The organism is Pantoea sp. CFCC18177 (genome assembly GCF_059412425.1).
Genome location: NZ_JBNBPL010000010.1, coordinates 62,820 through 75,323, shown reverse-complemented (window position 1 = coordinate 75,323; position 12,504 = coordinate 62,820). Strand labels below are relative to the sequence as shown.

Sequence of the window (12,504 nt, the reverse complement as noted above, 5' to 3'; positions counted from 1 at the left end):
ATGCGCTGATTGATGCTGCGCATCTCTACAGAATTATTTATGGGGTTACGCCCAGCTGCAAGTTGCAGAAGGAATATTTGGGCACCGCTTGCGGAATGCAAGGGGAGCAAACTGAAGCAGGCGACAGCGGGTTGTGCGCTGCCGCTCAAAGTTCGTGGTTTCAAGGCTGGTAGATACCAACACCAATGTCATTTTCACGGCGTGTACGGGCAATCACCATCGCTGGGCTTTGGTTGACGCGCAGGCCCATCTCATCCTCGGTACGCACCAGCTTACCGCGCAGTGAGTTGGCGTGGATATCCACGATCTCAACATCGACGAACTTACCGATCATCTCGATAGGGGCTTCAAAGTTGACCACGCGGTTATTATCGGTACGGCCGCTCAACTCCATAACGTTTTTACGTGAGATGCCTTCAACCAAGACACGCTGCGTGGTGCCGAGCATACGACGGCTCCACGCCATCGCCTGCTGATTAAGGCGTTCCTGCAGGATAAACAGGCGCTGTTTTTTCTCTTCTTCGGTGACATCGTCCGGCAAGTCGGCAGCCGGTGTACCCGGACGCGCAGAGTAGATAAAGCTGAAGCTGACATCGAAGTTCACATCTCCAACCAGCTTCATGGTTTGCTCGAAATCTTGCTGCGTTTCACCCGGGAAACCGATGATAAAGTCCGAACTCATCTGGATATCAGGACGTGCCTTGAGCAGCTTACGGATGATGGATTTATACTCCAGCGCCGTGTGTCCACGTTTCATCAGCGTCAGAATGCGATCCGCGCCACTCTGTACCGGCAGATGCAGGAAGCTCACCAGTTCGGGCGTATCGCGATAGACATCAATAATGTCGTCCGTGAACTCAATCGGGTGGCTGGTGGTGAAGCGAATACGGTCGATACCATCGATCGCGGCGACCAGACGCAGCAGTTCGGCAAAGGTACAGATTTGGTCATCAAAGGTGGCACCACGGTAGGCATTGACGTTCTGCCCCAGCAGATTGACCTCACGCACGCCTTGTGCGGCGAGCTGGGCAATTTCCAGCAAAATATCGTCACACGGGCGGCTGACTTCCTCTCCACGGGTGTAAGGCACCACGCAGAAGGTACAGTATTTATTACAGCCTTCCATAATCGAGACAAAGGCGGTAGGCCCTTCAGCACGCGGTTCCGGCAAGCGGTCAAATTTTTCAATCTCAGGGAAACTGATATCAATCACCGGGCTCTTGGTGCCACGCACCTGATTCAGCATCTCTGGTAGGCGATGTAATGTCTGCGGACCAAAAACAATATCCACGCAGTTCGCACGCTCACGCAGGCGTTCGCCTTCCTGTGACGCCACACAACCGCCCACACCGATGATCACGTCAGGATTATTCGCCTTCAGTTTTTTCCAGCGTCCTAACAGGGCGAAAACCTTCTCCTGTGCCTTCTCGCGGATGGAGCAGGTATTGAGCAGCAGAACGTCCGCCTCTTCGGCGTCCTCGGTCAGGGTATAACCGTGAGTGCTGTTCAGCAGGTCAGCCATCTTGGATGAATCATACTCATTCATCTGACAGCCCCAGGTTTTGATATGCAGTTTTTTGGTCATCGAACTAGCCATTGATCAGAGCGAAGTGCAGGGCGCGTATTGTAATGCTTTGCCGCTGTTGTGACCAGCGCAGCAGGGGCTGAGATTGTGGCGCCAATTTCCGGTACACTTTACCAATCAACGTGATGCTGTGAGGCTTCACGGTAAGCAGAAGGATGAGAGTCAATGCAGGATTCACAATTTGATGTGGTGGTGGTGGGCGGCGGCATGGTCGGTGCCGCGCTGGCCTGTGGACTGGCACAGCAGCAATTCCGCGTGGCGGTGATTGAGCGTGCGGAACCGGCGGAGTTTGATGCCACCAGCCCACCCGATGTGCGTATTTCTGCCATCGGCGCTTCATCAGTGGCGCTGCTACGCCAACTGAATGTCTGGCCGCGTGTTGAAGCGATGCGCTGCGCACCTTACCGCAAGCTGGAAACCTGGGAGTGGCAAAGTGCGCACGTGACATTTGATGCAGCTTCGTTGGGTCTGCCTGAATTAGGTTACATGGTTGAAAACAGCGTGCTACAGCGCGCGCTGTGGGAAAAAATGCAGGAAGAGGGTGTGACGCTGATTTGCCCGGCGAGCTTACAGGGGCTACAGCAACATTGCGCAGGCTGGCAGGTGCAGTTGGATAACGGCACGGTGCTGGAGACGCGTCTGGTGGTGGGTGCGGATGGTGCCAACTCACGGGTACGTCAACTGGCGGGGATTGGTGTGCGCGGCTGGCAATATGCGCAGTCTTGCATGCTGATCAGCGTTGAGTGTGAACAGGAGGTGGGCGATTCCACCTGGCAACAATTCACCCCTGAAGGTCCGCGTGCCTTCCTGCCGTTGTTTGATCGCCACGCGTCACTGGTGTGGTATGACGCGCCAGCGCGTATTCGCCAACTGCAAAACCTGCCTCTGGCACAGCTTGAGAAAGAGATTCACGCTCATTTCCCGGCGCGTGTGGGCCGCATTCATGTGAAAAAAGCAGCCTCGTTTCCTTTAGTGCGACGCCATGCGACACGCTATGTCATGCCCGGTCTGGCGCTGGTAGGCGATGCCGCGCACACCATTAACCCGCTTGCCGGTCAGGGTGTGAACCTGGGATACCGGGATGTGGATGCGCTAATCAATACACTTGTTGAGGCACGCAGTCAGGCGCAGTTGTGGTCATCGGATGCGGTGTTACAGCGTTATCATCGTCAACGCTATAAAGATAACGTGCTGATGCAAGGCGGGATGGATCTGTTCTATTTTGCGTTTAGCAATACGCTTTCACCGTTACGTTTTGCGCGCAATCTGGGATTGATCGCCGCGGAGAATGCCGGAGCGCTGAAACGCAAAGTGCTGAAATACGCGTTGGGTTTGTAAGCAGGGGAGCGTCGCAGGGCGCTCTACTTGTCTAAACGCAGAAAACAATAAAGCCCGCAAAAGCGGGCTTTATTGTTCAATTTGGCTGGGGTGCAGGGATTCGAACCCCGGAATGCTGGTATCAGAAACCAGAGCCTTACCGCTTGGCGACACCCCAAAAATACTGTTCAAATTGTTTTTAATTGGCTGGGGTGCAGGGATTCGAACCCCGGAATGCTGGTATCAGAAACCAGAGCCTTACCGCTTGGCGACACCCCAATAATGCTTTTCAAATTGTCTTTAATATGGCTGGGGTGCAGGGATTCGAACCCCGGAATGCTGGTATCAGAAACCAGAGCCTTACCGCTTGGCGACACCCCAAGAATTTGGTGGCTACGACGGGATTTGAACCTGTGACCCCATCATTATGAGTGATGTGCTCTAACCAGCTGAGCTACGTAGCCTGAGTTTACTGCTTACTGCATCCGAAGATGGCTGGGATACCTGGATTCGAACCAGGGAATGCCGGTATCAAAAACCGGTGCCTTACCGCTTGGCGATATCCCATCTGTTGACTCGTATCCACGAGAAATTTCGGATTGGCTGGGGTACCTGGATTCGAACCAGGGAATGCCGGTATCAAAAACCGGTGCCTTACCGCTTGGCGATACCCCATCCGGCTGCCGAAGATGAAATGGTGCGGGAGGCGAGACTTGAACTCGCACACCTTGCGGCGCTAGAACCTAAATCTAGTGCGTCTACCAATTTCGCCACTCCCGCGAAAAAAAAGATGGTGGCTACGACGGGATTTGAACCTGTGACCCCATCATTATGAGTGATGTGCTCTAACCAGCTGAGCTACGTAGCCATCTTTTTTCGCTAACCTTCATCGGCGTTGCGGGGCGCATTATGCGTATTGAGCTTTGTAGCGTCAACAAGTTTTTTGCCGTTTTTTGCCTTAAAACGCCTGTTTGTCTGGGTTGTAACCAGGGTGGTGAATTATTCGGCAGCTTTCCGTCGCAACATCGACAATCAAAGCAAAAAGGGGCCAGTCATGGCCCCTTATGATCTTAATTAAAAAGCTTATTTATAAGCGGACTGATGCACACCCACGGCACGACCTGAAGGGTCATCCATGTTCTTAAATGCTTCATCCCACTCAATCGCTTTAGCGGAAGAACAGGCTACCGATGGACCACCGGGTACACACTCCGCCGCGCTGGCGACCGGGAACAGCTCTTCGAAGATTTCACGATACAAATACGCTTCTTTCGAGTTCGGCGTGTTGTACGGGAAACGGAAATGCGCAGTTGAAAGCTGTTGATCGGTAATCTGTTTCGCCGCCACTTCTTTCAGCGAATCGATCCAGCTGTAGCCTACGCCATCGGAGAACTGCTCTTTCTGACGCCATGCCACGCTCTCTGGCAGGTAAGAGGAGAAGCACTCACGCAGGATGTGTTTTTCCATCTTACCGTTTTTGCCGCACAGTTTATCTTCTGGGTTGATGCGCATCGCCACATCGAGGAATTTTTTGTCCAGGAAAGGCACACGTGCTTCAACGCCCCACGCCGACATTGCTTTGTTAGCGCGAGCACAGTCAAACATGTGCAGAGCCAGCAGTTTACGCACGTTTTCTTCGTGGAACTCTTTGGCGTTCGGCGCCTTATGGAAGTACAGGTAGCCACCGAACACTTCATCTGCACCTTCACCGGACAACACCATTTTGATGCCCATCGCTTTGATTTTGCGCGACATCAGATACATAGGCGTCGAGGCGCGAATGGTGGTGACATCGTAAGTTTCGATGTGATAAATCACATCGCGGATGGCATCCAAACCTTCCTGTACGGTGAAATGAATTTCGTGGTGTACCGTACCCAGATGATCAGCCACTGACTTCGCCGCTTTCAGGTCAGGAGAGCCCTCCAGTCCTACAGCAAAGGAGTGCAGCTGCGGCCACCAGGCATCGCTTTTATCTTCATCTTCTACACGTTTCGCGGCAAAGCGCTTGGTCACGGCAGAGATAATCGAAGAGTCGAGACCGCCAGAGAGCAGCACGCCGTAAGGCACATCTGACATCAGGTGGCTTTTCACGGACTCTTCCAGCGCATGTTTCAGGCCCGCTGCATCGGTGGTGTTCTCAGCCACAGCAGAGAAATCCATCCAGTCACGCTGCCAGTAACGACGGATCTCACCATCGCTGCTGGACATGAAGCTTCCCGGCGGGAATTCTTTGATGGTGCGGCACACTGGCACCAGCGCTTTCATTTCGGAAGCAACAAACAGGTTACCGTGCTCATCGTTGCCCATATACAGCGGGATAATCCCGATATGGTCACGGCCAATCAGGTACTGCTGCTTCACGCTGTCCCACAGAATGAAGGCGAACATGCCTTGCAGGTCGTCGAGGAAGTCGAGACCTTTTTCCTGGTACAGCGCCAGGATCACTTCGCAGTCAGAACCGGTCTGGAAGGCGTAGCGGTCGCTCAGCTCCGCACGCAGCGCCTGATGGTTATAGATTTCACCGTTCACGGCCAGTACGTGGGTGTGGTCAGCGTTATACAGCGGCTGTGCGCCGTTGTTGACGTCAACAATTGACAGGCGCTCATGCACCAGAATGGCTTTGTCATCTGCGTAGACGCCGGACCAATCTGGGCCACGGTGACGCATCAGACGGGAACACTCCAGCGCTTTCTTGCGCAATTCAACAGGATCGGTTTTCAGATCCAACACACCAAAAATCGAACACATAACTGACTCCTGATCTCACCTTACGGGGATGTTATTTCTTCGTTTGTCCGGCAGCAGTGGCTGCGTGATGTATAAGAAAATGCGCTATCTGGTGGTGGGAGTGCAAGCAAAATTGCGATCTTTTGATAAAAAGAATGTTGTCAGGCGATAAAAATTGAATTTTATCTAATTTAATCACCACTTCTTTAGATGGCATCTAATGAAATGGCTTTTTGGATGATTTAGTGTGCAACTATCCTGGGTGTCGTTCACCACAAAGCGACATAAAAACAATCGCCCTGCAGACACAAGGTGCCTGCAGGGCGATAAGCAAAAGTGATAACAGATAATCAGAACAGGTCGATGTCTGCCACTGAAGGGTAAATCCAGTCTGGACGGAACGGCATTGCATCAATGTCGCTCAAGGTTGAGACGCCAGAAAGTACCAGAATGGTTTCCAGGCCGGCCTGGAAGCCAGCGAGGATATCGGTGCGCAGGTTATCCCCCACAATCACCGTCTCTTCAGAATGCGCATGCATTTTATTCAGCGCCGCACGCATGATGTACGGGCTCGGTTTACCCACATAAAACGGCTTGCGACCAGAAATGGTTTCGATACCGGCGCACAAGGCACCGCAGGCGGGCACGTAGCCGCGCGCATGGGTATCCGGGTTGGTGGCAATAAAGCGCGCACCGTTGGCGACGAAGAAGGCAGCCTTGTGCATCATCTCCCAGTTAAAGGAGCGCGTTTCACCGACGATGACGAAATCGGGATTGACGTCAGTGATGGTAAAGCCCGCTTTATACAGCTCATGAATGAGGGCACCCTCGCCAATTACATAGGCTTTTTTACCCTCCTGACGACGCAGGAAATCGGCGGTAGCCATGGCAGAGGTATAGAACACCGAATCCGGCACTTCAACGCCCGCATTGGCAAAACGATTCGCCAGGTCCTGCGCGGTTTGCGACGGATAGTTAGTCAGCACCACCAGCGGCATCTCTTTTTCCAGGATGCGCTGCAAAAACTCGTTCGCGCCTTTCACGGCGGTATTGTCGTGCATCAACACGCCGTCGATGTCACAGATTACGCTTTTGATGGTCATATTGGCTTCCGGTCAGGCCCGCCAAGCGGCAGGCTTCGATTATTCTTCCAGCAGATGCTGCAGCAGAATGCCGTTCAGCATTGCGCGTTTCGCCAGTGCAAACGCACCAATTGCCGAACGATGGTCCAATTCGGAACGCACCACCGGCAGATTTTTGCGGAAGGCATTCAACGCCTGGGTGTTAATGCAGCCTTCAATGGCTGGGAACAGCACCTTATCCGCTTCGGTGATTTCACCGGCCAGCACCACTTTCTGCGGGTTGAACAGGTTAATAGCGATGGCGATCGCTTTGCCGAGGTAGCGTCCGACATATTCGATCACTTCACACGCCAGCGCATCGCCCTGATTCGCGGCACGGCAAATTTGTGGCATCAAGCAATTATCCAGCGTCAGCGTGCTGGGATAGCCCTGATTAAGCAGATGACGCACGCGGTTCTCAATCGCGCCGTTGGCCGCGATGGTTTCCAGGCAGCCAAAATTACCGCAGTGGCAGCGCTCGCCCAGCGGATCGACCTGAATATGACCGATCTCGCCGACGTTACCATTACTGCCAAGAAAGATATGCCCATTGGCGATAATGCCCGCGCCGGTACCGCGGTGTAAACGCACCAAAATAGAGTCTGCACAGTCACGGCTTGCACCGAAGTAGTGCTCAGCCAGTGCCAGACTGCGAATGTCGTGACCGACAAAACTGGTGACGTTAAAGCGTTTTTTCAGGCTGGACACCAGCGGCCAGTGGCTAACGGTGATGTGCGGCATATAACGAATGATGCCGTTAATCGGATCGACCAAACCGGGCAAGATCACTGCAATCGCAATCAGTTCGTGAATCTTGCGTTGATGCGCAGCCATAAACGCGGTGATGGCATTGAACAGCGCATTCTCCAGCGTTTCCTGCGTGCGCTCCGGTAAAGGATAATCTTCCTGTGCCAGTGATTTTCCGCTCAGATCAAACAGCGTCAGGGTCGCATCATTGCGGCCCAGGCGGACGCCGATAGTATGAAAATGACGGGTTTCAGTAACGATAGAGATGGCGCGGCGCCCACCGGTGGAAGCTTGTTGCTCCACCTCTTTGATGAGGCCGCGTTCGATAAGCTGACGCGTAATTTTGGTGACGCTGGCGGGCGCAAGCTGGCTGAGATCGGCAATCTGTATGCGCGAAATCGGCCCCTGTTGATCAATCAGCCGGTAAACGGCTGCACTGTTAAGTTGTTTGACAAGATCGACATTTCCTATTTGAGTCTGGCCGCCAGTGGTCATTCAGTACTTACTCGCTGAGGACGTCGTCTCCATTGACTAACGTCTTAGTGATTTGATAATCGCGGGTAAAGACGGTCAGGTTAGCGACTTTTCCTGCTGTCACTGAACCTAACTGTTTTGCCACGCCCATTGCCTGTGCTGGATACAGAGTTGCCATCCGCAACGCTTCATCCAGAGCGATACCGCAATGCTCCACGCTGTTCTGCACTGCCTCAATCATGGTCAGTGCCGAACCGCTCAGGGTACCGTTTTCGTCAACGCAAAGGCCGTCGCGATAGTATATTGTTTTGCCTGCAAAAATGAATTTATCAATCGATGCGCCTGCCGGTGCTGTGGCATCCGTCACTAACACCAGTTTGTCGCCTTTGATGCGTTTTGCATTCCGCACGTTAGCGTAATGGACATGTAAACCATCTGCAATGATGCCGCAGTATACATCAGGTGAATCAAACAGCGCACCGATCAGACCGGGTTTACGGCCTGCGAAGGTCGGCATTGCATTATAAAGATGGGTGGCAAAACTCACGCCCGCGCTAAAGCCGGCTTTGGCTTCTTCATAGGTGGCGTTGGAGTGGCCCGCTGACACAATAATGCCCGCATCGCGCAGTTGGCGAATCACGTCGTCGCCTGCATTCTCTGGCGCCAGCGTCACTTTGGTGATCACATCCGCGTTAGCACACAGGAAGTCGACCATTTCCGCATCAGGCAGACGAATCAACTCTGGGTTATGCGTACCTTTTTTGGCTTTGTTCAGCCACGGCCCTTCCAGATGCAGACCCAGTGCTTGATTTTGATGTTTGGCTAAATAGGCGCGCATGGTTTCAACGGCGCGCTTCATTAATTCGTTGGTGCTGGTGATCAGCGTTGGCAGATAACTGGTGCAGCCCGATTTTTCGTTGGCGCGCTGCATGATTTCCAGCGTTTCCACGCTCAGGGCATCGATGTCATCGTTGAACTGCACACCGCCACAGCCGTTGAGTTGCAAATCAATAAATCCGGGAGCGATGTATGCACCAGCCACATCCTGCTGCGCGATGTTCGCATCAAGCGCATCACGTGGGCACACGCGTTCAATCAGGCCATTGGCAATCACCACGGCATGATCGTCCAGAATTTCGTGGCCAGTAAAAATCCGGCCGTTTACTAATGCGTACATCGTTTTTCTCTCCCGGCTAAGCCTGCAGCCTGCGCTGCAGGTTATGACAACGTGTTTTCACACACCCTTCATATTTTCCGCTTCCATTTCGCGGAAATATTTCACGGTTTTCACTTTCAGTTCCATGGTGGCTGGCTCATCACACACCACCACAGATTTCGCATGTAATTGCAGGCAGCTGATGGTCCACATATGGTTCACGTTACCTTCCACTGCGGCCTGCAGCGCTTGCGCTTTCACATGACCGGTAACCAAAATCATCACTTCTTCTGCATCTAACAGCGTGCCCACGCCCACGGTCAGCGCATATTTAGGCACCTGATCCACATCCCCATTGAAGAAGCGTGAGTTCGCCAGGCGGGTCTCATGCGTCAGGGTTTTGATGCGAGTGCGGGAGGAGAGTGAAGAGGCCGGTTCGTTAAACGCGATGTGTCCATCGTTACCTACGCCGCCCATAAACAGATTGATTTTACCGTAAGCGCGGATCTTCTCTTCGTACTGGCGACATTCTGCGTCAATATCGGGTGCATTGCCATTCAGAAGATTGATATTTTCTGGTTGAATATCAACGTGATCGAAAAAGTTACGGAACATGAAGCTGTGGTAGCTTTCTGGATGCTCTTTTGGCAGGCCAACGTACTCATCCATATTGAAAGTCACAACATGTTTGAAGCTAACCTGGCCCGCTTTGTGCATCTCGATCAAGTGCTTGTAAGCTTCCAGCGGTGTACCGCCGGTTGGCAGACCCAGCACGAAGGGACGTTCTGCGCTAGGCTTAAACGCGTTAATGCGGTTAACAATGTGGCGTGCAGCCCATTTACCCACCTGGGTAGGTGTGGCCAAAGGGATCAGTCTCATGTCTTCACCTCAATTAAGATTAGGAAAATGTAGTCGCCGATTCTGGTTTAGGTTGCTGCCCTTAAGCGTAATCCGTTTAAGCGTAACCAGCAGGGAAAAGTGCGACTTGATATTTTTCATCATAAAATAAGTTTGTGGTGGTGGCTAGCATTTCGCAGCAAGAAACGTCCATTATGGTGATTAAAGTCACAGTTACTGTGGTTTTAATTTGCGAGGCGAATTAATTTATCTTTACACTGCGCCTCGTGGTGAATGATGTCATCAAGGTACCGGGCGTCGGGATAATAAAATCAACCCACGCCACGGCAAACGCCAGTCTCATAGGGGGAGAATAAGGTGAGTATTTTAGGATATCTGCAAAAGGTCGGCCGCGCGCTAATGGTGCCGGTAGCGACGCTGCCGGCAGCGGCAATCTTGATGGGTGTGGGGTATTGGATCGATCCAGACAGCTGGGGTGCAGGCAATGCGCTGGCGGCACTGTTGATCAAATCCGGTTCCGCCATTATCGAAAACATGTCTGTGCTGTTTGCCATTGGTGTGGCTTACGGTATGTCCAAAGATAAAGATGGTGCAGCCGCGTTAACCGGCTTTGTCGGCTTCCTGGTGGTGACCACGCTCTGTTCACCTGCTGCGGTGGCAATGATTCAGAAAATGCCGGTGGAGCAAGTTCCTGCTGCCTTCGGTAAAATCAATAACCAGTTCGTAGGTATCCTGGTCGGCATTCTCTCCGCTGAAGTGTACAACCGCTTTAGCCACGTTGAGCTGCCAAAAGCGCTGTCGTTCTTTAGCGGACGCCGCTTAGTGCCGATTCTGGTCTCCTTCCTGATGATCGTCGTCGCCTTCATTCTGATGTATGTCTGGCCGATCATCTTTGGTGGACTGGTGAACTTCGGTGAACACATCCAGAAACTGGGTTCTGTCGGTGCGGGCGTGTACGCCTTCTTTAACCGCTTGCTGATTCCGGTGGGTCTGCACCACGCCCTGAACTCGGTGTTCTGGTTTGACGTGGCCGGTATTAACGACATTCCTAAGTTCCTCGGTGGTGCGCAATCTATTGCCAATGGTACCGGTATCCCAGGAATCACCGGTCGTTATCAGGCAGGCTTCTTCCCGATTATGATGTTTGGTCTGCCGGGCGCTGCGCTGGCGATCTACCACTGTGCGCGTCCAGAAAACCGCGCCAAAGTCGGCGGTATCATGCTGGCGGCGGCTTTTGCTGCCTTCTTCACCGGTATCACTGAACCGCTGGAATTCTCCTTCATGTTCGTGGCACCGGTGCTGTATGTCATCCATGCGGTGTTGACCGGTATTTCCGTGTTTATCGCGGCAAGTATGCATTGGATCGCCGGCTTCGGCTTCAGTGCCGGGCTGGTGGATATGGTGCTCTCCACCCGAAATCCGCTGGCGGTTAACTGGTGGATGCTGATCCCACAAGGTCTGGTGTTCTTCGCCATCTATTATGTGGTGTTCCGCTTCACTATCCAGAAATTCAATCTGATGACGCCAGGCCGTGAACTCTCTGCGGGCGATGAAACCGATGGCTACGATGTGAACGTTGATCACAGCGGTAGCGGCGAGAGCCAAACCGAATCACTGGCGCGTCGCTATATTGCTGCCGTTGGCGGTTCTGAAAACCTGACCAACATCGATGCCTGCATCACCCGTCTGCGTCTGAACGTGAAAGATTCAGCACAGGTCAATGAAGGTGTAGCGAAACGTCTGGGCGCTTCCGGTGTGATTCGTCTGAACAAACAGAGTGTGCAGGTGATTGTCGGTACGCAGGCAGAAAGCATCGCCAGCGCGATGAAAACCGTGCTGAGTAAAGGCCCGGTAGCGGCCACTGCGGCGCCTGCTGCAGCAGCAGCTCCGGTTGCGGCTAAACCTCAGGCGGTGCTTAATAGCGAGAAAGCCGTGATTGCCACGCTGGTTGCGCCGGTAAGTGGTGAAATCGTTGCGCTGGATGCAGTGCCAGATGAAGCCTTCGCCAGCAAAGCCGTGGGTGACGGCCTGGCCATCAAGCCAACCGATAAAACTGTCGTGGCACCGATTGCCGGTACCGTGGTGAAAATCTTCAATACTAACCACGCCTTCTGTCTGGAAGCAGCGAATGGTGTCGAAATCGTGGTGCACATGGGTCTGGATACCGTCGCGCTGGAAGGCAAAGGCTTCACACGTTTGGTGGAGGAGGGCGCAACGGTGACGGCGGGTCAGCCGATTCTGGAAATGGATCTGGACTTCCTCAACGCCAATGCACGCTCAATGATCAGTCCGGTAGTCGTGAGCAACAGCGATGATTTCGCCGGTCTGAATCTGCTGGCAAGCGGTTCTGTTGTCGCGGGCGTAACGCCATTGTATGAAGTGAAAAACTAAGTCCTTGTGATTTAGCCAGAAGGCAGGAAGCAATTCCTGCCTTTTTTGTTTTAAAACGACCAACAAACGGTTGTTTCCCTCCTGCGCTTTGTGGATCATACTCCGTTACTTCGTGGTACAAATCA

At 53.0% G+C, this 12,504-nt stretch carries 8 protein-coding genes and 8 tRNA genes; 2 read left to right on the top strand and 14 right to left on the bottom strand.

From position 1 onward, the window contains the following. Window positions 1-160: 160 nt before the first annotated feature. The gene (gene miaB, locus ACPUC8_RS12620; RefSeq protein WP_039330490.1) at window positions 161-1,585 is read right to left on the bottom strand and encodes a tRNA (N6-isopentenyl adenosine(37)-C2)-methylthiotransferase MiaB; all 1,425 of its coding nucleotides are present in this window, start codon (window positions 1,583-1,585) and stop codon (window positions 161-163) included. Between the two features lie 165 nt (window positions 1,586-1,750). Here miaB and ubiF point away from each other — a divergent pair, with 165 nt between their 5' ends. Further along, on the top strand, window positions 1,751-2,923 hold the full coding sequence (ubiF, locus tag ACPUC8_RS12615) for a 3-demethoxyubiquinol 3-hydroxylase (RefSeq protein WP_039330488.1): 1,173 nt from the start codon (window positions 1,751-1,753) through the stop codon (window positions 2,921-2,923). An 82-nt stretch (window positions 2,924-3,005) separates the two neighbouring features. On the opposite strand, the gene ACPUC8_RS12610 is transcribed toward ubiF, so the two are convergent. The 13 genes from ACPUC8_RS12610 to nagB all read right to left on the bottom strand — a co-directional run bounded on the left by ACPUC8_RS12610 (window position 3,006) and on the right by nagB (window position 10,009). Next, window positions 3,006-3,080, bottom strand: a tRNA-Gln gene (locus ACPUC8_RS12610). 26 nt (window positions 3,081-3,106) lie between these two features. Continuing rightward, a tRNA-Gln gene (locus ACPUC8_RS12605) sits at window positions 3,107-3,181 on the bottom strand. 27 nt (window positions 3,182-3,208) lie between these two features. Beyond that, window positions 3,209-3,283 (bottom strand) — tRNA-Gln (locus ACPUC8_RS12600). Window positions 3,284-3,289: 6 nt separating this feature from the next. Next, window positions 3,290-3,366 (bottom strand) — tRNA-Met (locus ACPUC8_RS12595). Between the two features lie 28 nt (window positions 3,367-3,394). Then, window positions 3,395-3,469: transfer RNA gene (locus tag ACPUC8_RS12590), tRNA-Gln, on the bottom strand. Window positions 3,470-3,502: 33 nt separating this feature from the next. Beyond that, window positions 3,503-3,577: transfer RNA gene (locus ACPUC8_RS12585), tRNA-Gln, on the bottom strand. A 20-nt stretch (window positions 3,578-3,597) separates the two neighbouring features. Beyond that, window positions 3,598-3,682, bottom strand: a tRNA-Leu gene (locus ACPUC8_RS12580). 11 nt (window positions 3,683-3,693) lie between these two features. Next, window positions 3,694-3,770: transfer RNA gene (locus ACPUC8_RS12575), tRNA-Met, on the bottom strand. 215 nt (window positions 3,771-3,985) lie between these two features. Further along, window positions 3,986-5,653, bottom strand: coding sequence for an asparagine synthase B (asnB, locus tag ACPUC8_RS12570; protein WP_039330486.1), 1,668 nt, complete (start codon window positions 5,651-5,653; stop codon window positions 3,986-3,988). Window positions 5,654-5,982: 329 nt separating this feature from the next. Beyond that, a complete protein-coding gene (locus ACPUC8_RS12565; protein WP_039330484.1) occupies window positions 5,983-6,735 on the bottom strand; it encodes an HAD-IIA family hydrolase in 753 nt (250 codons plus the stop codon). A gap of 39 nt (window positions 6,736-6,774) precedes the next feature. Beyond that, on the bottom strand, window positions 6,775-7,995 hold the full coding sequence (gene nagC / locus ACPUC8_RS12560; RefSeq protein ID WP_039330482.1) for a DNA-binding transcriptional regulator NagC: 1,221 nt from the start codon (window positions 7,993-7,995) through the stop codon (window positions 6,775-6,777). A 7-nt stretch (window positions 7,996-8,002) separates the two neighbouring features. Continuing rightward, window positions 8,003-9,151 (bottom strand): N-acetylglucosamine-6-phosphate deacetylase, encoded by a 1,149-nt coding sequence (nagA, locus tag ACPUC8_RS12555; RefSeq protein ID WP_494926431.1) that lies wholly within the window; start codon window positions 9,149-9,151, stop codon window positions 8,003-8,005. A gap of 57 nt (window positions 9,152-9,208) precedes the next feature. Beyond that, a complete protein-coding gene (gene nagB, locus ACPUC8_RS12550; protein ID WP_039330479.1) occupies window positions 9,209-10,009 on the bottom strand; it encodes a glucosamine-6-phosphate deaminase in 801 nt (266 codons plus the stop codon). 342 nt (window positions 10,010-10,351) lie between these two features. On the opposite strand from nagB, the gene nagE reads away from it, so the two are divergent. Then, entirely contained in the window at window positions 10,352-12,379 is a 2,028-nt protein-coding gene (nagE, locus tag ACPUC8_RS12545; protein ID WP_039330588.1) for an N-acetylglucosamine-specific PTS transporter subunit IIBC, read from the top strand. Window positions 12,380-12,504 lie beyond the last annotated feature (125 nt).

Coding starts and splice junctions, on each gene's coding strand:
- miaB (WP_039330490.1), bottom strand. CDS start 1,585: ATGACCAAAAAACTGCATATCAAAACCTGGGGCTGTCAGATGAATGAG.
- ubiF (WP_039330488.1), top strand. CDS start 1,751: ATGCAGGATTCACAATTTGATGTGGTGGTGGTGGGCGGCGGCATGGTC.
- asnB (WP_039330486.1), bottom strand. CDS start 5,653: ATGTGTTCGATTTTTGGTGTGTTGGATCTGAAAACCGATCCTGTTGAA.
- ACPUC8_RS12565 (WP_039330484.1), bottom strand. CDS start 6,735: ATGACCATCAAAAGCGTAATCTGTGACATCGACGGCGTGTTGATGCAC.
- nagC (WP_039330482.1), bottom strand. CDS start 7,995: ATGACCACTGGCGGCCAGACTCAAATAGGAAATGTCGATCTTGTCAAA.
- nagA (WP_494926431.1), bottom strand. CDS start 9,151: ATGTACGCATTAGTAAACGGCCGGATTTTTACTGGCCACGAAATTCTG.
- nagB (WP_039330479.1), bottom strand. CDS start 10,009: ATGAGACTGATCCCTTTGGCCACACCTACCCAGGTGGGTAAATGGGCT.